The organism is bacterium (genome assembly GCA_026708055.1).
In the GTDB taxonomy this organism is placed as follows: domain Bacteria; phylum Actinomycetota; class Acidimicrobiia; order Acidimicrobiales; family CATQHL01; genus VXNF01.
Genome location: JAPOVS010000013.1, coordinates 1 through 21,535 on the forward strand (window position 1 = coordinate 1; position 21,535 = coordinate 21,535).

A 21,535-nucleotide genomic window follows, 5' to 3' on the forward strand; every position below is an offset into this window, starting at 1 on the left:
CCCGCCCCAGCCGCGCCGTACCCGGCGCCCGATCCGCGGATCGCCGCGCCGGCCCAGGCGCATCCCGACGCCCCGCCCCGGCCCGCCTCCCCTGCCCGACCCCCGGAGGTCGCCGGGCCGCAACCCGTCGCCGGCGCCGCGCCGCCCACCGTGGCCCAGGCGCCGCCCCCCGCCGCCCCGCCGCCGCCACACGAGGTGCCCGGGCCGCCGCGATGACCTCGTTGACGGTCGCCTTCCTCGGCGCGCTGGCGGGCCTCGGCCTGCTGGTCTGCGCGCTGGCGTTCCGGCCGAAGCCGCCGAAGTCCGAGGCCCCCAAGCAGGAGCGCGGGCAGGCCGCGCTGCGCCGGTTCCGCGCCAGGGGCACCCGTGCCGAGGCCCGCCGGGCGCTCGCCGGGCGCTCGCTGCAGATCGCCCTGGCCGGCGGGTTCGCCGTGGCGGGCTGGCTCGTGACGGGCTGGCCGGTGGCGGCGATGCTGGGCGCGGTCGCTGGCTTCGTGGGCCCGCAGGTGATGCAGGCGCCGCGGGCGCGCCGCGCCGTGGCCGACGAGATCGAGGCCTACTCGCAGTGGGCCGAGCAGGTGCGCGACCTGGTGCGTGCCAGCGGCTCGCTGTTCGAGGCGGTCACCCTGTCGGCCGACAACGCCCCCGCCCGGCTGCGGCCCGCCGTCGTGAACATGGCCACCGTGGCCCGCACGCTGGGCCTGCCGCGGGCGCTCGACTGGTTCGCCGCCGAGATGCGCTCGCCGTTCGCCGACCGCATCGTCCTGGGCATGAAGATCGCCTGGGATTCCGGCGCGCGGGTCACCGAGGCGTTCGACAGCGCCGCCCGCGGCATGCGCAACGAGGTCGAGATGCGCCGCCGCAACGAGGTGGCCAACAGCCGGGCGTGGACGCAGGTGATGGCGATACTGTTCGTCACGTTCGTCTCGGTGTCGTTCATGTTCGTGTTCAACCGCGGCTTCTTCGACCCGTTCGGCACCCTCATCGGCCAAGTGGTCCTGCTGGGGGTGGGCGTGCTGATCTTCGGCAACGTGTTCTGGGTGCTGAAGCTGTCCGCTTCCAATCTCCCCAGCCGGCTGCTCGCCGACGAGCCCGGCGGCGTCGCGGCGGCCGCGCCGGCGGTCGCCGGGGACGGCGCATGAGCACGCTCGCCGTCCTCGCCGGCGCCCTCGGCGGGCTGGGCCTGCTGGGCGTCGTCACGGCGTTCCTGCGTCGTCCGACCCCCCGCAGCCTCGAGGAGGAGGTCCTGTTGGCCGAGGGCAGTCGGCGCTCGCCGCGCGACGCGCTGCGCCGGCTGATCGAATGGGGCCGGCGCCAGCTGCAGGGCGACGCCGCGCTCGTGCAGGACGCCCGCATGGTGGGGCGCAGCCTCGAGACCCAGGTGGTGGCCAAGTTCGCGGGGGCGCTGCTGGGCGGCCTCGTGCTGGGCGTCGGCGGCGGGCTCGGTCTGGGCCTCACCGGCATCAGCATGCCGGCGGCGGTCGTCGTCCTGCTGGCCGTGCTGGGCGCGGGGGTGGGCTGGTGGCTGCCCGACTCGATGCTGCGCACCGAGGCCGCCAAGCAGCGCGTCGCGTTCCAGCGGTCCGCCGAGGCGTGGCTCGAGCTGGCCGGTCAGCTGGTGACCGCCGGCGCCGACCCGTTCTCGGCGCTCACCACGGCGGCCTCCTACAGCGAGCAGCCGACCTTCGTTGTGCTGCACGACGCGCTGCGCGTCTCCGCGGCGCGCGGCGAGCCCCCCTGGACGGGGCTGCGCCGCTTGGCCGACGAGCGCCGGCTGCGGTTCCTCGACCCGTTCTGCGCCTCCTTCGAGATGGCCGGCACCACCGGCGCGGGCTCGCGGGAGACCATCCTGTCGCAGGTCGAGGCGGCCCGCTCGAAGGCGATGCACGAGGCCGACGCCGCCGCCGCCTCCTCCGGTGAGAAGATGGGCGCCCCTCTGGCGCTCATCGGCGGCGCCTTCATGGTCATCATGGGCTATCCCCCCTTGGCGGGCATCATGGACTCGGCCTCCCTCACCGGCCCGGGACTCTGACCCGCCCCGGTGACCTCACCGACCGCCGCACCCCCTACAAGCCCGAGTCGGAAAGGACTTTATATCCAGTATATTTCGATGTATACTCGTTTGATGGAGGTCAGCAGATCAGACTGGGAGGGACAAATCGTCGGCATACGGTCAACCGCTGCCGTTGATATGCCGACAATTCTCACTCCGCTCCAACCCTCGCCACGTGGCGGTTCCGGCACTTTTCTCGCTGCTGACAATAGCAACAATAGGTGGTGGATAAAGCCACTCAATAATCTACAGGGCGCGCGTGTCACTGTCACCGAGGCAATTGTCGGCGCTGCCGGCCGACTCATCGGTGCGCCCGTTTGCGAAACGAGAATAGTAGTACTTCCAGAGGAACTCCGAGGATGGGAATTCCGTCCTGGCAGTTTCCTTGAGCCCGGTCTAGCCCATGCATCTCGTGAGGTTCGGAGAGCGTTTGAGTTACGAACCTTGCAGCATCAATTGGCGTTCACACTCGGTTCTATTCCGAACGACTGGCCAGTGACTGACGTCGAGCTTGAGTGCGTCGGGTGGTTCCTTGAACGTCGATCGCAGGCAGTCGCATCCAGGCTTGAGGTGCTCACGAATGGAGATGGCACATGAAGTACGTCTATTCGCTGATACGATTCGTTCCAGATTCCGCACGAGGTGAGTTCATCAACGTCGGTGCCATTGCGGGTAGTGAGGAATCTTCTGACTGGGCCGTGCGCCAGATCGGCAATCCTGTCCGAGCGCGGGCTCTTGATGACTCGAACGCGCTTGATGCAGTATGGGCATTCATTGATCGACTTGGGAAAGAAATTGACCAGTATCAGTCAAGTCTAGACTCATTGTTCGGACCGCACCGTAGCCTTGACGAGGAGTGGGTTGCGCTGTTGCACCGAGATCATCGAAACGTTGTTCAATTGACATACCCGACGCCCATGGTCGCCGAATCTGCTGAAGGAGCTCTGGATACGATCTTTGATCTTATGATTGTCGATCCATCCCAACGCCGGTACCGTTTCCGAAAGAAGAATGAGGCAATTGCAGCGCTGCGCCGAGCGTATCGGGCGCATGAAATTGGTCAAGACAGTGAGATGTGCGAAGGAGTTAGGCTCTCAACACAACGTTATCAAGTACGCTTTGACTTTGCGATTACGAACGGTGAAACCCTTCAGTTAGCTCACGCATGGTCGTTTCAGGTTCCGAATCAAGACACTTTAGTAGAACAGGTGAAGTCGTGGGGATGGACCGTGCAAGATGCGCAGAGTAGCGGCGGGATGATCACAACTCAGGACGGGAAGTGCTTCGGTGTGTCTCATGACGTTGACGTCGAGGTTGTGTACATTCTGCCCGAACAATCTCAAGAGGCTCCAGCGTTGGCAGAGGCGATTAGCGTTTTCGAGTCTCTAGGCGTCAACCGAGTACCGCTAGAGAGCGTACGCCGAGTAGCTGAACGAGCGGCGGCACTTCTTGGAAGGTCGCCGTCGACTGGCGTTGGATTCTGACGAGATCGAAGGTATCGCCGGATGTACCCGCAATCAGGTTCAACCGTACGATCTCGGGTCGTGCTGGCGTCACGTGTGCGCGACTGGGCAAGTGCGCAGCGGCTTGCGGTACCGCGATCCGCCGCCCGCGATCCCGAAGCGGTACTTGTGGGCGATCGGCCGGCGGGGGTCGCCCGGCTCGGCCCGACCGAGGGTCACATAGAAGCCCCGGCCGTTGCACGGGCGGAGCTTGCGGCGCGACGGTCGAGCCGCCATTTTCATGGTCATCATGGGCTATCCCCCCTTGGCGGGCATCATGGACTCGGCCTCCCTCACCGGCCCGGGACTCTGACCCGCCCCGGCGACCTCACCGCCCGCCGCGACCCGAGCACCCGCCGAAGAGGCCCCTAGCCCCGACGCCGAGGACCGCCGCACGCAGCGTCGCGGGCTGGCGGCTGGCCGATGTTCGTCGCATTCATCATCGCTTCGCTTCTGCCCGCTGCCGCTCTCGTCGTCGGGCCTGAGCTTGGCGGGTTGGCGGCGGGGGGAGGCCGCTGACTTGGAGTTTTGTGTCGCGGGACGGCGTTGCGGCTGGTGTTTGTAGTGGCGACATATGCTTGCGTGGTTGGGTCAGCCGCTGCTCGAGTGGGTCGGCCAGCAGCGCACCGCCGCCGGCGGGTGCTCGTCGCGACGACTCCGGGCGTCCACGGTCGCAATCCTGATGAGACGGCGCAGCGCGCCAGCTACTTGCGCGTCCACGAAAAACGGGTAGGATGCTGACATTCCTCCCCGCCTTTCCGGCTAGCCGGGAATGGCGGGGCTTATCTTTTTCGTGAGGTGATGGACTGGTGACGCGCATCGCGGTCTTCCTTGACTACCAGAACGCCTACCACGGAGCGCGGGAGGTCTTCGGCGACCCATCGACCGACCCGCCGACGATGGGGCACGTCAACCCGCTGAGGCTGGGATTGCTGCTCACGCAACTCGGCGCGGAGGGCGACCCGAACCGTGAGTTGACCGCTGTGACGGTGTACCGGGGCCGGCCCGGCGCCAAGAGCCACCCGAACCTACAGTCGGCCTTCGACCGCCACGTCACCGCATGGCAGCAGATGCCGTTGGTCACAGTCAGGAGCCGACCTCTCCGCTACCAGCCGACTGCCTGGTCGCACGGTGCTCCGTCCGAGTGGCCGACGGCGGCTGGCCTTGTTACTCCGACACCGGTGGTGACCGGCCGGTGGTGGTGTTGCTGCACCACCCTGGTCCCGCTGGAGACCGCCACCCTGGCCGCCGAGCACCTCACCGAACTGGACCTGCACCAGGTCACGCTGGTTTGCAACGACTGGCCGCGCGCAGCGCGTCATCCCTGCAATCGCCCAAGCAGTCACAGAGAGTCCGTCCTGTCAATCGTGTGGACCCGAGGACAGGAGCGAGCGCCTGCCCTGCCCTGCAGATGAGCGAGCTCCGCTCACGACGGCACTAAGGTAAAGGCGTGCGCTCGAGTAGCCATACTGCGCTCGGGCCCCCCTTCTCCTCTCGGTGGCGACACGTCCCTGGAGGAACGTGGAGAATTCGCCTCGCCGGACATCAGGTCGTGGTGACTGAAGTGTTCTGGGCCTATTGGTACCTGGCAGCCGAACGACAGCGGATGTTCTTTCGGCGAGTCATCGGCGAGCCTGGTCCTTGGACCGACGATCGTGTCCTTTCTCAGCACCGCTTCACGAACGCCTACCGGGCGTCGGATCGAGTCAGTCAGTATCTGCTCCATCATGTGATCTACGACCAAGATCGCGATTCCGTCGACACGACTCTCCGAGTTCTGCTCTTCAAGATCTTCAACCGTATCGAGACCTGGGAGCATCTTGTATCCCGCGTTGGCGAACCTAATGCGAGTTCGTTCGATCCCGACGAGTATGCTCGAGCCTTGGACGAACTATTCGACTCTGGTCATCGTCTGTACTCTGCTGCCTACATCATGCCGAGTCCGAGACTCCACCACCCGCGGAAACACCATAACCACCTCAATCTATTGCAGACTCTACTGGAGAGCGGCTTCATTAGCTCTCTAGCGAACGCGAGATCACTCGAGGCCTTATACCTCAAGCTGTGCACAGTGCCTTCATTCGGCTCATTTCTCGCATATCAATATGCGATAGACCTCAACTACACAACGCACTTTGACTTCGACGAAATGGAATTCGTTGTCGCCGGCCCGGGAGCCCTCCGGGGCATCGGTAAGTGCTTCGAGAGCACGGGATGCCTTGATCCCGAGAGAATTGTGGACTGCATGGCAGAGTCGGCGCACCAATTCCTAGGCTCGGGTTCAGAGCCATTCCTGAGTCTGTTCGGCCGGCCGCTGCAGTTAGTCGACTGTCAAAACCTCTTCTGCGAGGTGGACAAGTTCGCGCGAGTTCAGCATCCAGCACGGTCTAATGGTGGTCCGACTCGAATCAAGCAGCGGTACCGACCTGATAAGCGGCCACTGGCTCTCGGGTTCCCGCCGAAGTGGGGATTGCCTTGGAGTGCGGACGCCCCCACCGTCGTAGCCGAGGTGCCGCGGGATGATCTGCGGGCTCTCGGTGGTCCGCTCTCGCTGGTGCTGAGCGGGTAGGGAGGGCGGCCACCCGCCTCTGACCGCGAAGACTGCCGAGGACCGCGCCCGAACGGACCGGGGCGGGGTGCTTGCATGTCGATGTCGGGATTGCTAACATAGATGTTATGGAAAGCGACATCCCTTCGGGGGCACTGCCCCCTCCGCTGCCGAATCGCTCGACCCGCGAGTTGGGTGCCCCGGAGTTGTGCGCGATGGCGCGCACAGAATTGCAGAGCCATCTTGAATCGCTGCTCAGGGTTGGAGCGCCCAACTGCTCCCTCGATGAACCGGCTGGTGATGGCTCTCCCCGCGTCCCCAGTTTGGTGTCTGTCTGGTTGATCAGCCAGGTCGGTCAGATTGTGGGAACACCGAGGCTGGTGAAGCTGTCGGCTGTGCAGAGAGAGGACCTTTGCAGTCTCGCCGGTGTCGCGCGGGTGGCTCGTGGCGCTCTCGATTCGCTCGCTGCGGCAGCCTCGACATCATGAGTCACGCGCTGCGGCCGGTGGCCACGCTGAGTGAGGCATGGCTATTGGGGCTTGAGCATGCGCTGAAGTCATCCGAGGGGCGAATGGCCCATCTCGTCACCACGATCGAACATCCGGGAGTTGAGCTACCGGAGATCCGCGAAGGCTTGGACTGCGCGTTGGGCCGAGCAAACTCACCCAGCGTCGACACAGTGGCGCAGACGATCTTCCCGAAGTCGCTTTACCGAGACCCCGGAGAGATCTGGTCGCCAGGAATGCCCCGATCGCTCGAGCGGAAACTCGATGCCGCCGCGAACGACCTCTACGACAGATATCTCTCGATGCTCCCGATTCTCCTAACGGATCGAGCCAACAGCCGCGGCACATACTTCTCGCGCATGATCAGTTGGCCCGGAAAAGGGATCGGAGGCGTAAACCAGATTAGCCGAAGGATCCGGCGCATTCGCAACGAGTTGACAAATGAGCGGTCAACTCACAACACCCTTGACATCGATCTGTCCGCGGATTGCATCAGGGATGCCGAACCTTCTCAAGGGACTCAGATCTACGCGGCAACGGATGACCGCACTCGTGGGTTCCCATGTCTCGTCCATATCGATTTCACTCTGCTTGGCGGGGTGCTTCACTGCGTGGCAGTCTACCGCCATCATTACTTCGTCGAGAAGACTTACGGCAACTACCTCGGCTTGTCCTGGCTTATGCAGTTCCTGTGCCAGCAGAGTGGCGTGACACTCGGCGAGCTCGTGATTCATTCGACGCTCGCTGACGCTCAACCTAGCCACAAAGCACGTCCTCGAGATCTCGTGATGGAATTCTTGCCCGAGCTAGCCGCCGACACGGCAGATAGCAGGTGGTGAGACTCCCTGTGACTTGCCCAACTCGAGCTGACGAAACTCGCGATAAGCCACTAACCGACATTGTCGGAGTCGGGATCGACTTGGTTGATGTTGGCAACATGCGTGACCTTCTCACGTCGGGAGGTGACGCTTTCCTCGATTCGGTCTGGACTGAAAGAGAACAACGAGATTCGGAGGGCAGCCCAGAGCGTCTTGCCGGACGCTGGGCTGCCAAGGAAGCGGTCATGAAAGCGTTAGGACACGGCCTCGGTGACGTTGACCCGATCGATATCGAAACCGTCCGTCTCGATCGCGGCGCTTTAGAGGTTCGACTGCACGAGAGCGCTGCCACGGCAGCACGACTAGCCAGGATTCATAGAGTTCTTGTGTCGATCTCCCATGAGAGTGGGTGGGCCGTTGGGTGCGCGATCGCAATCGGTGTCGCCGTGGATGAAAAGGCGGACTCGTCAGAGGAAGGACAACTAGAGGAGGACGAATGCGTGACCAGCAGGAAGACAGGGCCATCATCGATGAGATCGAGCAACGAGAACTCGGTGCGCGACTGCGCGAATCTCGAGAGTACATAGGTCTCCTCCAAGAGGATGTTGCAGCGGCGTTGGGAATCCCTAGGGCCAGTGTCTCGGCGCTCGAAGCCGGTAAGCGACGCGTTACGTCCCTAGAACTCCGCCGACTTGCTCGACTCTATCGTCGGCCGGTCGGATGGTTTCTCGGTGACGAGGAGCCCGAAGTTGACACCTCAGCCCCGTTGTTCCGAGCAACTGCCTCCTTGTCCGAGAACGACAAGGTGCAAGTGCTGCGATTCGCCGAGTTTCTCGCGGGCGCTGGCCAGCCCGGGCCGGCGAGTGATACAGACGATCAGGGCTAGCCTCACATGACCACTGACTTCCACATGAGACGACTTCAAGCGGCAGCGGCTGCTATCGGGCTCCTCGCAGATACCGGGACCGATCAAGAGAGACAGATCGATGTGTTCGGTCTCTGCGAACGACTCGGATTGTGGCTTGCCTTCTTCTCACTGGACGATCTGCTCGGCGCGTTCATTCCAGAAGGCTCAGGCGGGATCCTCGTAACTACCGAACGCCCTGTAACCATGCAGCGCTACACCGTCGCTCACGAACTAGGCCATTGGCGGCTCGGCCATACAGAGGGCCCGGCATTGGACAGTGAGAAACAAGTTCATGGGGAAACCACAAGCGAGACGGAGTTGCTCGCTCAGATCTTCGCCTCCGCGCTCCTCATGCCTCCCCCTCTCATCTTCGGAGTGCTGCGACGGCTCGAAGTTCGTTCAGAACTGCTACCGATACACGCCTACACGGTCGCCCGCGAGGCAGGCGTCAGCTATGAAGCGGCAGTCCGACAACTCGCGAATCTCGAGATCATTGTCCCAAGTCAGATCCCCGAGTTGCTGGACACGGCGCCTCTCAGGATCAAGACCGAGATTGGAAACGGCCAGCGGCCGATCGTCGGAACGGCCGATGTCTGGCACGTTGACGAGCAGTGGGATGGCCACCGAGTCTCGGTGCGCGTCGACGACGAAGTGATTATCGCGCTCCCAGAGAATCGGAGCACTGGGTACAGGTGGGAGTTCGAGGGACACGAAGTCTTCCGGGAGGAACAACCTCCACCGCTGGCCCTGACCCCAGATTCAGCCACGGCGGCTTCTGAACTGCTGGCCGGACGGGAAGCTCTTGTACAGAGCATCGGAGCAGGCGAGAGGCATCCTGAAGCTCCACCCCGCTGGGATGCCGCCGAACCCGTTCACGCGGTGCAACCCGCGTTAGTGCACCCGGATGTCGAACTTGACGAGGGCGTGACTGTTGTGAACGACACGTACGTGAGTACACGCGCCCCTGACCTGCACGCAGAGGATGCTCGCCGCTCAAGGAAGGAGCAACTCAAAGCCGCGAGCGGTGATCAAGCTGCGGAGTTGACTAGCCCGGCGTCGCCGACGATCGGGGCAACCGGGCGGCGCGTGCTCCGAGTTCGATTCCAAAGGCCGGGGTCGATCCCGCTGCGCTTGAAATATCGGTCGTCGTACAACGATGCCGCTCCACATGAGCGATACGTGCTCAGCGCCGAGGTGGAGCCTCGACGCCGCGAGTTCTCAATCGAGCAGCTCGTAACAGCAGAGGACGAAGCCTGGGCGAACGACGTCCGGCAACGCCAAGACCTGTACACCACTGCGGACCTCAGACCGCGGGCAGTTTAATCGGGCTAGTCCAGGCCGTGCGAAGTTTCGCCGCTCGTCGGGCTGCCAGTCTCGCTCGCCCGCCCGTCGACCTTCGTCCGTATCTGCAAGCCGATGAGTGTGACCAGGGGCCCCGCCCCCTCTGCCTTCCGTTCTCAGTGTCGGCGGCCCACGAAATGGTGCGATCCCTGGTGAGCACCACCGCGCCAGAGGAACTCGCGCCTGAACCCCTCTGGAGTCATTGTGTGCAGTCCGGTCAGGCGACTCCCCAGGGGACGACGCTCCACGCAGTCGGAGAAGCCCTATCCAGCGACGGTCAACCCGTCCTCTCGGCTCGGCGCTACAACCCACTACTCGGAATGGCAACCGAGGCGCCACCCGCCGCAGCGTTGTCGTCGACTTGGCACATAGCCCAGGTGATCGACATGCCACTCGCACACGATGGCGTCGAGACGCTCATCGACGATGCGCTGTCGCTGTCATTGCCTGTCGTCCTCGTGATCGAGGTGACGTCGCAATTTGAGAACCCGACAGCAGCAGGGGAGATCTCCGTACCGCCGCTGACATCACCGACGAACGACTACCACTCGGTACTCGCCGTCGGCGCGGCGACCGACGCCACGATATCGACCCGACGCCTCCTCATCCGCAACAGCTGGGGCCCGCGGTGGGGTGCGGGCGGGTACGGTTGGCTGCCTCTCGACTACCTCATCGGATTCGCTGTTCAGGCAGGCTTAGTCGATCCGGCAAGTTGTCGTAGCACACCACCTCCACAAAATGGTACAGCGTAGGAGGATGCACTGATGGACTCAGAGAATGCCCTAACGCTGTCCGAGTATCAGCGCCTTGCGCAGCGTACGGATCGATTTCCAGTCGATCCTGCAGGAACGACCGACCCTCGACTAGGCCCACTACTCGGTCTCGTTGGGGAGATTGGCGCTCTGCTGGCTGGCTACAAGAAATTCCTCCGCGACGGCTCTGCTTACGAACTCTTTCAGGACAATGTGGAGGAAGAGTTGGGCGACATACTATGGTACCTGGCGAACGCCACTGAGAAATTCGGGCTATCGCTTGATGTAGTCGCCGCAAAGAACCTTCAGAAGACGTCGGATAGATGGATATCGCGTCGTGACTCGCCATTGCGCAAACGGCGGCCTTCCGACCACTTCGACGCGGGATATCGTCGTACTGAACAACTCCCACGCACCTTCACCGTAGAAATTCGCTCAGTCGAAGATCCCCACAAGCCCGAGCCGATGATCGAACTGGTGTGGAAAGGCAAAAAAGTTGCGAGTCGCTTGGGCGATAACACCTACGAGGACAGCGGATACCGATTTCATGATGCCTTCCATCTCGCAAACGCAGCTGTCCTCGGTTGGTCGCCCGTCGCACGTTCGCAGATTTTCGTACGAAAGCGCAAGAGCAATCCAACAGTAGATGCTGTGGAAGACGGAGGGCGAGCGATAGTCATCGAGGAAGCAATCGCCGCTCTCATGTTCGCATATGCACAACGGCACAACTTCCTCGAAGACATCACGAGGCTCGACTTCCAACTGCTGAAGACGTTCCAGACGTATACTGCTGGCCTTGAAGTCACCACTCGGGCGCTTTGGGAAGTAGAGGATGCGGTTTTGCAAGGTTTCGCAGTATGGAGACAGCTACGAAAGAACAGCGGTGGCATCGTACGCGGTGACTTGAGTCGATGCTCGCTTGAGTATGTCGGACCACTTCGTCACTCGTGACTCGCTAATCGTATGACGTGACCCCAACCGGCATCGACACCCAAGTCGAGTGTGTAAACCACGAGATGTCCGGCATCTCAGGCCTGTGGGCCGCCGGACCGCCAGCGACATGCACCTGGACAGCTGGTGCAAACGGCACTAGGCCCAGCGATGTGACGAACGGCCGATGCCTGCTGGTACGCGGGGCTTACACCGCAGGCTCGTCAAGTTCGCGAGCCACTTGTGTAGTCACCGTGACCTAACCGCGTAGTACGCCGGCTCGGGCCGGTGCTCCCATACCGGGGCCGGAATCCCCACCCGGCAGCGACCCGACCCCGCACACGTTGAGACCGCCGCCGCCCGGACGGGGCGCGCGGGCCGCTCAGGCGGTGCCGGAGACGACGAGGGTGACGGTCAGGTCCAGCACCGTGCGCCCGAGTCGCCTGAGCGTCTGCACGGACGGCTGGCGAGACCTTCCGTCGTCTGACTGGCGGTCCGCCATTCCATGCCTTCCACCTCGCCCCTCAGCTTCTCGAACTGCCCCTCCGTGGCCCGCTCTTCCATGGCCACCATCCCGCCGCGGAGTTCAGTCCCGGTCTTGCTGCGTGTCGGTGGGTTGGTCAGAGCGTCGGGGTGTGCGAGCACGTAGTGGTCGTGGTTATCGGCGTACGGTCGTACGTATAGCCTCGCTTTGTCGTCGGGGAGGCGGTCGAATCCGCACAGCGCGAGTGGTTGCGCTGTGCGGAGCGGATATAATGCGTTCTCACTGATCGTTCGACGAAGAACCGAGGTAGCCGATGTTCGTCACATTCATCATCGCTTCGCTTGTGCCCGCCGCCGCTCTCGTCGTCGGTGTCCTGTTGCGGCGCCGGTCGCCGGGGCTTGTCGCCGATTTGCGCGGCATCGCGCTGCAGACGGTCATCATCATGGTCGTGCTGCTCGCCATCGCCGGGGCCGTGGCCGGGGTCCTGTTGAACCGGGCCAGCGACGTGACCGGCGAACTGGAGGCCGCGGACGTATCCGCCACCCGCATCGACAGCGCAGTCGAGTGTCACCGGCACGAGATGGGGACGGGAGGTTCGGCCATTGGGGGCGATTGGAATGGGACCGCGGGGACATGCACCTGGACAGCTGCCGCCGTCGGCATCAACCCTCCGGACGTGACGAACGGCCGATGCGTGCTGGTAGGCGGGACCTACACTCCAGGCCAGACCAATATGAAAGCCAAGTGTGTCGTGACGGCGTGACCTAACCGTGTAGTACGCCGGCTCTAGTACGCCGGCTCGGGCCGGCGCTCCAATACCGGGGCCGGAATCCACCCGCTGAGCACTCCCGAGCCCGCCCACGTAGAGACCGTCAGCGCCCCGCCGCCCGGACAGGGCGCGCGGCCGCTCAGGCGGTGCCGCTGAGGGCGCCGGAATCCACCCGCTGAGCGCCCCGGCCCGGCACCTTGAGACCGCTGCCGCCCGGCCGGCGGTCCGCCCTTCCGTGCCTTCCACCTCGCCCCGCAGCTTCCCGAACCGCCCCTCCGTGGCCCGCCCCTCCATGGCACCATCCCGCCCCTCCCCGTCTTTCCGGCGCAGAGCCTGTCCTGGGCTTGATCCCGGCCCGCCCTCCATCGTCATTCCGGCGAGGGCCGGATTCCAGAGCCCCCCGCAGCCCTGCGCCCCTCGCCATTCCGGCGAAGGCCGGATTCCCCCCGGTCAGGCCCCGACCTGTGCCAGAGTCTCATTCCGTCATAGAGCGTTAGCGGATAGGCGATTGCCGCTGACCAGCAGTCCCGATCCGAGTGCGCTCTTGACTTCCTGCCGGTGCCGACGGATGCACCAGTAGAAGAGCAAATCCCCCGGTCAGAGGCTGTCCACACGCGTCTGATCGAGGGCAGGGCCGCGTGGGCCAAGTGTCGGGCTACAACTCGATGACGGGGCGGTCGTCGACTGCCGCCTCTAGGAGGTCGCGCATATCGGCGAGCGGTAGGTGTGCGGCCTCCACGAGCGACTCGGTCGTCAGCCCCGCTTCTACCTCCGTCCGGCGGACAGACCGCTCGAGGAGGAGTGGAGCCTCGGGCGCGCCCATCTCGCGATCGCCTGGCTCTTGTCGTCGCCATCCTCGGAAGGACATGTAGCGCATCGCTGTCTGGTAGGTGTCCGCTGAGATGATCCGGAGCGCCCGTGCCCGGAAGAGGAGTGCCGCGATCGAGACGCCCCAAGTGCGCTTCATCTCGGCGAGCCGCGACCAGTCCGGCGCATCGAGCCGTCGGGGCAATTCTTCCCGAGCGCTGGCTTCTGGCAGCAGAAAGGCGGCGGCGAAGTTGTGCGCCTGCTGCTCCGTCTCCTTGGTGCCGGGCTCCGCCCCCGCGTGCATCACCAGATGGCCCAACTCGTGGCCGGCGTCGAACCTCGACCGGACGTAGTTGTCGGACTTGTCGTCGGTCAGCAGCACGAGAGGGCGGCGCCCGATTCGGATCGAGAAGGCGTCCACGGCAGAGTTCCCCATTTTGAGCCGAGCGACAACGATCCCGTGGCGCTCCAGTGAGCGGACGACATGTGGGACGGGCTCGTGGCCCAAGCTCCAGACACTCCGGACCTGCTGGGCGATGTCCTCGATCTCCTCGCGCGCTGCGCCTCGGGCGGCCTGCAGGGTGGGGACAGCGACCTCTGGGATACGGACGTGCTGTTCGAGGGCGGCGACGAAGTCGCTCAGCAGCAGAGCCTGGGCACTCGCCCGCCGCCGTTCCCGAACGCTCGTTGAACGGAGGTTGCGGAAGTAGGTCACGGGTTGGCCGCCCGCTGGCCACTGCGCCGAGAAGAACGTCAGCGGCACGCCGAGCGTAGTGGCCAATTGCTGCACGGTGGCGGGTGAGGGCCGGAGCTTGCCCGCCTCGATCTGACTGAGCGCGGGCGGGGAGATCGCGTGACCCATCTTCTCCACGACGTCGCGTTGCGTCAGCCCCCGCAACTCGCGGGCGACCCGAATGCGGTCCGGGAGCAGTGGTCCAGACGGGACGGTGGGATCATCAGCCATCGTGTCTCCTCATACTATCGGCGACGGACTTGCCTGATGCTGACCATCAGTGCTAGAATATTAACTGATATAAGGATCGTCCGGTTGGATGGTCAGGGAGAAAGCGCCGCGGCACCACAGAGACCGCGGCGCGAGCGGTTCAAGGAGACGGAAGCACGATGCATTGCGAGCACAACATCCCGGAGACGAAGAAGGGCGCTGGCCACTGCGACATCCGCTCGGAGGTGAAGAAGCGCAACGGCAAGCCCAACTGGTGGTGCCGGACCCACGGCCTCGCAGCGTCGAACCCCGACGGGTCGCCGCTTGAGCGGTGCTCAGGGGCCTGGTTCGAGCCCGTCTCCGACGACATGCAGATCGAAGTCGACGCCGCGACCGGCGAGTTCGCTGCTTGGGGTGTGGTGCCTCCGGCCATTTCGATCGGCGAGGTCCGTTCGGAACCCGGAACGGTGCACAGCCACCTGCGCCGCGAGGCTGGTGGCGAGAAGATCATCGACGGTTCCTACGACATCGTGCGTGTCCACGCGGGCGAGGCTACTGAGACGATCGAAGGCATGGCCGCGCAGGCCTTCGCCCTCAGCGTTCTAACCGGGAACGACGTTCGACCGCTCGTGTGCCCGCACTGCGGCGAGGTGCACATCGACGAACTGAAGTTCGCCACTCATCCCCACGTCAAGCACCTCTGCAACTCCTGTGGGCGGAATTTCCGGGACCGCTCCCCGTCGATTTCGAACCCGCTGGGCGGGGCCCAGGACCGCCTCGGCCTGCCCGACCTGCAGCCGGCCAACCAAGTCGATCGTCGTCTCGAGATCCGCTCAGAGGACTACGGCGGAATTGCAATCTGGCCTACGAACCGAGCGATCGTTTCGACGATGTCTCGTGCCGAGGACAAGGGACTCCACATGCATGCGTGGTCGCACACCGGTCAGGAACTTCTCAACGAGACGTACTCGCCGGTGATACTCGACGGTGAGGTCCTCGACGAGGACCAAGTCCGCATGTTGACTGTCCAGCGCGTCCTGGCAGAGGGTGCGCCGATCATGGCGCTCGCCTGCGTCGAGTGCGGCGACTCGATCCTCAGTCCAACCGAGGGGTGGATTGAGCCTCGCACGCGACACACCTGCAACGCCTGCGGTACCGAGAACCGAACGCGCCGCAAGTCGCTCCTGAACCCACTCGTCGAAAAGTTGGTCTAGCGGCTGCCGACTGAATCGCCCTGGGTTTTGTGGAGGCCCCTGAGCTTGGAAGCGAGAATAGGGCCATGGAAGAAAGCAAGCAGCAGGTAGTGGGTCGTCCCGTCGGTATTCGGAGGTGGAGAAGGCCCGGGCGGTGCGGTTGGTGCGGGCGTTGCGCGCCGAGTCGGGCACAGACCGGGGCGCGGTGCGGCGGGTGGCGGACCAGTTGGGCTTCGGCGCCGAGTCGGTGCGCGAGTGGGTCCATCAGGCCGTCGTCGACGACGGTGGGGCGGCGGGCACCACGACGGCGGACCGGGCGCGTATCCGGGAGTTGGAGCAGGAGAACCAGGAGCTGCGCCGCGCGAACGCGATCTTGAAATCCGCGTCGGCTTTCTTCGCGGCGGAGCTCGACCGCCCACTGGTGTGATGGTGGACTTCATCGACGGGAACCGGCAGGAGTTCGGGGCCGGGCCGATCTGCGAGGTGTTGCCGATCGCCCCATCGGGCTACTACGCCCCCAAGAGCCGCCCGTCCTCGGCGCGGGCGCGCCGCGACGTCGCGCTGATCCTTCAGCTCGTGGCGCTGTGGCGGGCGAACTACAGCGTCTACGGGGCGCGCAAGCTCTGGAAGGCGGCCCGGCGGGCGGGCATCGACGTGGGCCGGGACCAGGCGGCGCGCCTGATGCGCCTCGCCGAACTCGGGGCGGCGCCGTCGGTCGGCACCGTCGGCGACAGCTACGACAACGCCCTGGCCGAGACCGTTAACGGCCTCTACAAGACCGAACTCATCCGCGGCCCCACCGGGGGTCCCTGGCGCAGCGTCGGTGGCGTCGAACTCGCCACCCTGGCCTGGGTGCACTGGCACAACACCCAGCGCCTCTACGGACACCTCGACGACGTCCCCCCCCCGCGGAGTTCAAGGCCGCCTACGCTGCCCACCAGACCGACCGTGAACCGGTTGGAAACCAACAAACCGAGCCTCCAACAAACCCAGGGCGATTCAGTGCCCAACCCCGACGGCGGGTGGGACGTCAAGCGCCGGGCGCCCAACGCTCGTCGGCACGCGCCCGAACCCAGGCTGAGGCCGAACAGCGAGCCAAGGAGACCGTAGGAAATCTGGGTGGTGGCGAGGTGGTGATTTACCGGCCTGACGGCAGAATCCGCGACAGCGACACGGTTCCGCCCGCCACGACCCTCATCCGCACAAAGACACGCGGCACTGAGCGGCTCGCCCCGTGGTCGGGCACGTACGGTGGGATCCGCGACTGCAGTGCCGTACACCATCGCAGCGTGATAGCGGAGGGGCTGGTGTCACACCCCGACGCCAAGATGGAGCGCACATGATGTCAGAGTCAACAACTCGCCAGTTGCTTGTTCGGAGCGGTGGCCGCTGCACGCTGTGTTACGGCGAGCTGCTCGCCTCCGAGTTCACGCAGCAGCCGGTCTACCTGGGCGAACGCGCGCACATCGTCGGCCGCTCCAGGAGCGCCAAGTCGCCGCGGGGAGAGCACGCTCTCCCAATCGATCGGCGGGACGACGCCGAGAACCTGCTGCTGCTCTGTAGCGCTTGCCATAGCGAGATCGATTCGCCACCAAACATCAGCACATTTTCGGTCCAGCGACTGCGAGAGTTGAAGCAGCGGCACGAGAGCCGGATTGCCCAGATTCTCTCCGTGTCTCCTGGCCGGGACACGGTGGTGCTCAGGATGCAGGGGACGATCGGCGAGAGCCAGGTCGCTCTTGATCGGTCCGTCGCGGCCTCCGCGGTACTAGCCCAGGGGCGCTGCGCCCGTTTCCAGTTGAGCCACGACCCGGCGGGGATCGAGATCGACTTGAGGCGGGTGCCGTCGCCCGACATCGGCAGCAGGGCGTACTACGACGCCTGTCGTGAGTCGATCGATCGAGTGTTCGGCCGCCAAGTGGCACCGGCCGTCGAGGACGGAAGCGTCCGGCACATGAGCGTGTTCGCGCTCGCTCGCTGGCCGTCGCTGGTATATCTCGGTGCCCGCCTCGGCGACAAGGTCGATGTGGACATCTACCAGCGGCACCGTGCGACTGAGTCGTGGGCCTGGCCCGACCAACCGTCGGAGCATCGGTTCTCCGTTCAGGTCGTCAACGAAGGGGCCTCCGATTGCGACGCCGTGCTCGTTCTGTCTATGTCCGCCGCCGTCCACGCTCGCGAGGTGCCGCAGGCTCTCGAGAACTGCCGACTCTATCGCATCACGCCCGCCAGCGGTTGCCACGCCCATCCGGATGTCGTCGATTCCCCGGCAGCTCTCAAGTCCGCTGAGCGCGCTCTGCGCGACGTTCTGGGCGACATCGAACAGCACAGCAAGACGGCTCGCCGCCTACATGTCCTCGGCGCCGCGCCTCTCTCGGTGTTCGTCGCCCTGGGACGAGTGATGAACCGCGAGATCCACCCACAGATGATCCTTCACGACCGTGTGAACGATCAGTACCTACCAGTCATGGAGGTCAACTGACATGCAGCACGCCGAATATTTCAAGACCTTCTTGAAGGACACCGTCAACATCGACGACACGCGGCTCAACAAACTCGGGTCGCGCGTCGAAGCCGTCTACACGGCGCTCAAGGCCGACTCCGAGATCGGGCCGATGATCACGGGCAAGTCTCGGCAAGGGTCTTGGGCGCAGCGCACGACCATCCGACCGAAGCCCGGCGGCGAGTTCGACGCTGACATTTTCCTACTGATGAATGCCAAGACGGGGTGGGAGCCGAAGCACTATCTCTACGCTGTCTACAGCGCTCTGAGTCGCAACCCGACCTACGCCAAGCAGAATCACGGCCGCAAGTGCCGCTGCGTCTGGCTCGAGTACGCACCGGATAACGGAGTCGGTTGCCACCTTGACATCGTCCCCCTGATCACTCTGCCCGACGGTCGCCGGGCCATCGTCAACCGTGACGTTAACGCATGGGAGCCCCCATCTGGATCGACGAACCCGCAGGGCTTGACAGACTGGGTGAAGCGCCGCAACCAGTTGACTTCAGGGCAGTTCCGGCGGGTAGTCCGACTCATGAAGTACCTGCGCAACGAACGCGGCAGCTTCGACGGCGTCAAGTCCGTCATCCTGACCACGGTGCTGGGATTGCAGGTCACGGAATTCGACGCGCAATCGCCGGGCAAGTATGCCAACATCCCAACGGCATTGCTCAACCTTGTGGAGGATCTTGATCGGCGGCTTCAATCCCAACCGTCCAAGCCTTCGCTGCCCAACCCGGCAGGCGACGGCACGAAATTCGATCACCGATGGACAGATGCGACCTATCGCAAATTCCGAGACCGGATCCACAGCATCGCAACAGCAATGCGGGCCGCCTACAACGAGCCTGATGCCACACGGTCGGCTAAGGCGTGGCGCGCCCTGTTCGGCGACAAGTTCAACCCTCCCGTGGACCGTTCCGGCTCTTCGAGAACCCCACTTCTGGGACCGCCCGCTAGCGCGGCCGCTGCTTCAGGTGCGCTTCGGGCGGGCCGGGCGGGCTGAAGCCGCCATGGTCGCGCTGGCCGAGGCTCAACGAACTGCCGTTGCGGAGGTACAGCGACTTACCGACTCCTCCAACCAGATACGCCTCGCTGCTGTGGACGAAGGGCGAGGGTGCGCGGCACTGACCATCGAAATCGACACCACGGAGTTCACTCGGCGCACCGGCGGCCTGGAGGCGCAATCACGCGAGCGCGTGACCGTCCTGGTCGCTTCGAACTACCCCGAGACGCCACCCTTAGCGCTAGTCAAGCACCGGAGGTGGATCGGGCTCCCCCATGTGTTGCAAGGCAACCGGCTGTGCATCTACCTCGACCCGAGCGCCGAGTGGGACCCCACGCGAGGCATGTACGGCTTCCTGCAGCGCCTGTGGGAATGGTTCGAGGACGCAATCGGCGGCCGGTTCGACGCTGCGACAGCCCTCTATCACCCCGTCGGCGGAGTGCTACACCGCACCGAGGGCGCTCCCACAGTGGTCGTGACCTGCTCGATGCCGCGCGACACGTCCAACGACGAGGTCGCGCGGCGAATCTGGCTGCGCCAGAGGACCGAGCATCGAGTCGACATCGCATCGTGGACCACACCGTCCGAACCCGGTCTGATGGCCGGCCTGCTTGTCGTTCTCCCCGAGTACCTGCCGCTCGGCGGCGGCCATCATCTGTCGGATCTCCTGGCGATCGTCCGGCAACAACTCGACCGGGATAAGCGACGGGCGCTTGAGACATCCCTCCGCCGTCTGATCCGCGATCGCGACGGTGATGAGCCCGTCCACATGATCATCGCGGTTCCCAGCCCTGCCGAGGACAACAAGGGTGAGCGGCACCTAATCGGATGGCGGCTCGGAGTTCAGGACGCCAGCACGTCTTTAGCGACGGCTCGAAGCGCGACCACTCCGGCTTCGTACAGCGACGAGCCGGAGGTGGAGTGGACCTATGTGGACGATCAACGTCCGGAGATTGCTGTCCGCCGTGACAGCGACCGACCGATGACGCTATTCGCCAACTCCAAGATCGCTGTATGGGGGTGCGGTGCTCTTGGCTCATGGATAGCCGAACTACTCGTCAGGGCCGGAGCCCGACACATGACGCTGCGAGACCCTGCTTTCGTGACCCACGGCCTCCTCGTCCGACAAAACTACGCCGAGGACGACGTCGGGCGTCTGAAGGCAGAGGCTCTCGCTGACCGGCTCAGACGCCTGTCCGACACATGCGAGGTCGTAGGGATCGCCGGCCACGCCCAGGCAGGACTGTCGAAAGACGCCGAGAGATGCGACTTCATCATCGACACGAGCGTGAACACCTCCGTGAACGCGGCCATCGACGCCGCGCAGGGCCGAGGAACTCTCTCTGTGCCAGTCGTCCAAGTGTCGACCGACAACCAGACCGCAACCCTGGGAATTGTCACCGTTACCGACGGCACACCCGCAACGAGAACCTCCGAACTCGACCAAGCCCTTTGCGTACAAGCCGCAAGCGATCCGAGCCTGACTGCATTCCGCACCTTCTGGAACCACGAGAGCCACCCGCCACTCACGCCAGCCCGAGGCTGCTCCGTCCCGACCTTCCACGGCTCCAGCGCCGACGCCATGGGCATCGCAGCCTCCACCATCAGCGTTGCCGCAACTGCGCTCTCTCGTCAGATCGCCGCCGCATATCTCCTGTCCCTTCCGCATTCGCCATACGAAACACCCACTCTCACATGCGTCGAGCGCCCGACGAGTGCGCCCTCCGAAGTCACCTAGTTGACCGCCTCGTAGATGTTCCACCCCGTCGCCAGCGCCTTGGGCAACAGGTCGTCGATGTAGGCCCGGATTTCGGCGATCTCGGTCGGAGAGAAGATGTTGATGGGGAACAGATGACCCACCTCGTTGTACCGGCGAACCTGCACGGGCGTGAGCATCCGCGGCGAGATCTGTTGTGACAACCTTGGGCTTCCCCCCGCCCTCCATCGTCATTCCGGCGGAGGCCGGAATCCACCCGGCAGCGACCCAACCCGCCCCGTTGACACCGCCGGCCCCACTGCCGCGGCGATCACCTCCCCCTCTCGCCTTTCATCCTGAGAACGAACGACCAGGACGAGCCGCGGCCCACCGGGCTGGCTGGCCCTCACGCCGACATTCCCGTCCCCACCCAGTCAGCGCCCCGCCCCGCCCCGTTGACACCGTCGGCCCCCGCTGCCGCGGCGATCGCCCCCCTCTCGCCTCTCATCCTGAGAACAAGCGGCGAGGGCGAGGCGCGGCCCACCGGGCCGACCGGCCCCTGACCCCGCCCTCCCGGCCCTACCCGGTCAGCGCCCCGACCCGCCACGTCATTGCGGCACAGCCGGAATCCACCCGGCAGCGACCCGCCCCACTCCGTGGACACCGCTGGCTCACCGCCCCGGGGCGGTGAGCCGTTCAGGCGGCGCCGGTGAGGGGGCCGACGATGATGAGGGTGATGGTCAGGCCCAGCACCGTGAGCCCGAGTCCTGTCAGCGTCAG

Annotated in this window: 21 protein-coding genes, 2 pseudogenes and 1 other annotated feature; of the genes and pseudogenes, 19 read left to right on the forward strand and 4 right to left on the reverse strand. The window is 64.6% G+C overall.

What is annotated here, in order from left to right:
* The 4 genes from OXG55_00860 to OXG55_00875 all read left to right on the forward strand — a co-directional run.
* The coding region (locus OXG55_00860) for a hypothetical protein (protein ID MCY4101806.1) at positions 1-216 on the forward strand (216 nt) is incomplete at its 5' end.
* Positions 213-1,142, forward strand: coding sequence for a type II secretion system F family protein (locus tag OXG55_00865; protein ID MCY4101807.1), 930 nt, complete (start codon positions 213-215; stop codon positions 1,140-1,142). The genes OXG55_00860 and OXG55_00865, both read left to right, overlap by 4 nt.
* A complete protein-coding gene (locus tag OXG55_00870) occupies positions 1,139-2,032 on the forward strand; it encodes a type II secretion system F family protein (protein MCY4101808.1) in 894 nt (297 codons plus the stop codon). Before OXG55_00865 ends, OXG55_00870 begins: the two co-directional genes overlap by 4 nt.
* A gap of 614 nt (positions 2,033-2,646) precedes the next feature.
* Positions 2,647-3,537 carry a DUF3037 domain-containing protein gene (locus tag OXG55_00875; protein ID MCY4101809.1) on the forward strand — a complete coding sequence of 297 codons (891 nt, stop codon included), beginning with the start codon at positions 2,647-2,649 and terminating at the stop codon, positions 3,535-3,537.
* Between the two features lie 69 nt (positions 3,538-3,606).
* On the opposite strand, the gene OXG55_00880 is transcribed toward OXG55_00875, so the two are convergent.
* The gene (locus OXG55_00880; GenBank protein MCY4101810.1) at positions 3,607-3,807 is read right to left on the reverse strand and encodes a hypothetical protein; all 201 of its coding nucleotides are present in this window, start codon (positions 3,805-3,807) and stop codon (positions 3,607-3,609) included.
* Positions 3,808-4,146: 339 nt separating this feature from the next.
* Positions 4,147-4,299 carry a hypothetical protein gene (locus tag OXG55_00885; protein MCY4101811.1) on the reverse strand — a complete coding sequence of 51 codons (153 nt, stop codon included), beginning with the start codon at positions 4,297-4,299 and terminating at the stop codon, positions 4,147-4,149.
* A gap of 65 nt (positions 4,300-4,364) precedes the next feature.
* Here OXG55_00885 and OXG55_00890 point away from each other — a divergent pair, with 65 nt between their 5' ends.
* The 8 genes from OXG55_00890 to OXG55_00925 all read left to right on the forward strand — a co-directional run bounded on the left by OXG55_00890 (position 4,365) and on the right by OXG55_00925 (position 12,604).
* Positions 4,365-4,970 carry a hypothetical protein gene (locus OXG55_00890; protein MCY4101812.1) on the forward strand — a complete coding sequence of 202 codons (606 nt, stop codon included), beginning with the start codon at positions 4,365-4,367 and terminating at the stop codon, positions 4,968-4,970.
* A gap of 137 nt (positions 4,971-5,107) precedes the next feature.
* On the forward strand, positions 5,108-6,124 hold the full coding sequence (locus tag OXG55_00895) for a putative DNA base hypermodification protein (protein ID MCY4101813.1): 1,017 nt from the start codon (positions 5,108-5,110) through the stop codon (positions 6,122-6,124).
* A 463-nt stretch (positions 6,125-6,587) separates the two neighbouring features.
* Entirely contained in the window at positions 6,588-7,448 is an 861-nt protein-coding gene (locus OXG55_00900; GenBank protein MCY4101814.1) for a hypothetical protein, read from the forward strand.
* A 475-nt stretch (positions 7,449-7,923) separates the two neighbouring features.
* Positions 7,924-8,313, forward strand: a complete 390-nt coding sequence (locus OXG55_00905; GenBank protein ID MCY4101815.1) for a helix-turn-helix transcriptional regulator — start codon at positions 7,924-7,926, stop codon at positions 8,311-8,313.
* A gap of 6 nt (positions 8,314-8,319) precedes the next feature.
* A complete protein-coding gene (locus OXG55_00910) occupies positions 8,320-9,657 on the forward strand; it encodes an ImmA/IrrE family metallo-endopeptidase (protein ID MCY4101816.1) in 1,338 nt (445 codons plus the stop codon).
* 404 nt (positions 9,658-10,061) lie between these two features.
* A complete protein-coding gene (locus tag OXG55_00915; protein ID MCY4101817.1) occupies positions 10,062-10,427 on the forward strand; it encodes a hypothetical protein in 366 nt (121 codons plus the stop codon).
* Positions 10,428-10,439: 12 nt separating this feature from the next.
* Positions 10,440-11,378 carry a nucleoside triphosphate pyrophosphohydrolase family protein gene (locus OXG55_00920; protein ID MCY4101818.1) on the forward strand — a complete coding sequence of 313 codons (939 nt, stop codon included), beginning with the start codon at positions 10,440-10,442 and terminating at the stop codon, positions 11,376-11,378.
* Between the two features lie 776 nt (positions 11,379-12,154).
* Positions 12,155-12,604 carry a hypothetical protein gene (locus OXG55_00925; protein MCY4101819.1) on the forward strand — a complete coding sequence of 150 codons (450 nt, stop codon included), beginning with the start codon at positions 12,155-12,157 and terminating at the stop codon, positions 12,602-12,604.
* A 661-nt stretch (positions 12,605-13,265) separates the two neighbouring features.
* On the opposite strand, the gene OXG55_00930 is transcribed toward OXG55_00925, so the two are convergent.
* Entirely contained in the window at positions 13,266-14,381 is a 1,116-nt protein-coding gene (locus OXG55_00930; protein ID MCY4101820.1) for an XRE family transcriptional regulator, read from the reverse strand.
* A gap of 158 nt (positions 14,382-14,539) precedes the next feature.
* Between OXG55_00930 and OXG55_00935 the strand changes: the two genes are divergently transcribed.
* The 7 genes and pseudogenes from OXG55_00935 to OXG55_00965 all read left to right on the forward strand — a co-directional run bounded on the left by OXG55_00935 (position 14,540) and on the right by OXG55_00965 (position 20,797).
* Positions 14,540-15,574 (forward strand): hypothetical protein, encoded by a 1,035-nt coding sequence (locus OXG55_00935; protein ID MCY4101821.1) that lies wholly within the window; start codon positions 14,540-14,542, stop codon positions 15,572-15,574.
* A gap of 115 nt (positions 15,575-15,689) precedes the next feature.
* A pseudogene (locus tag OXG55_00940) lies at positions 15,690-16,488 on the forward strand (integrase core domain-containing protein).
* Positions 15,941-16,054 (forward strand) — a sequence feature (AL1L pseudoknot). (Overlaps the previous pseudogene by 114 nt.)
* 87 nt (positions 16,489-16,575) lie before the next feature.
* Positions 16,576-16,671 (forward strand): annotated as a pseudogene (locus OXG55_00945) (hypothetical protein).
* A 12-nt stretch (positions 16,672-16,683) separates the two neighbouring features.
* Positions 16,684-16,896 carry a hypothetical protein gene (locus OXG55_00950; protein MCY4101822.1) on the forward strand — a complete coding sequence of 71 codons (213 nt, stop codon included), beginning with the start codon at positions 16,684-16,686 and terminating at the stop codon, positions 16,894-16,896.
* Entirely contained in the window at positions 16,896-18,035 is a 1,140-nt protein-coding gene (locus OXG55_00955; protein MCY4101823.1) for an SAVED domain-containing protein, read from the forward strand. The genes OXG55_00950 and OXG55_00955 overlap by 1 nt, the downstream gene beginning before the upstream one ends.
* Position 18,036: 1 nt before the next feature.
* Positions 18,037-19,059, forward strand: a complete 1,023-nt coding sequence (locus tag OXG55_00960; protein ID MCY4101824.1) for a nucleotidyltransferase — start codon at positions 18,037-18,039, stop codon at positions 19,057-19,059.
* A 7-nt stretch (positions 19,060-19,066) separates the two neighbouring features.
* Positions 19,067-20,797, forward strand: coding sequence for a ThiF family adenylyltransferase (locus OXG55_00965; protein ID MCY4101825.1), 1,731 nt, complete (start codon positions 19,067-19,069; stop codon positions 20,795-20,797).
* On the opposite strand, the gene OXG55_00970 is transcribed toward OXG55_00965, so the two are convergent.
* Positions 20,794-20,943 carry a hypothetical protein gene (locus OXG55_00970; GenBank protein ID MCY4101826.1) on the reverse strand — a complete coding sequence of 50 codons (150 nt, stop codon included), beginning with the start codon at positions 20,941-20,943 and terminating at the stop codon, positions 20,794-20,796. The two genes, OXG55_00965 and OXG55_00970, sit on opposite strands and share 4 nt — an antisense overlap.
* Positions 20,944-21,535: the final 592 nt, after the last annotated feature.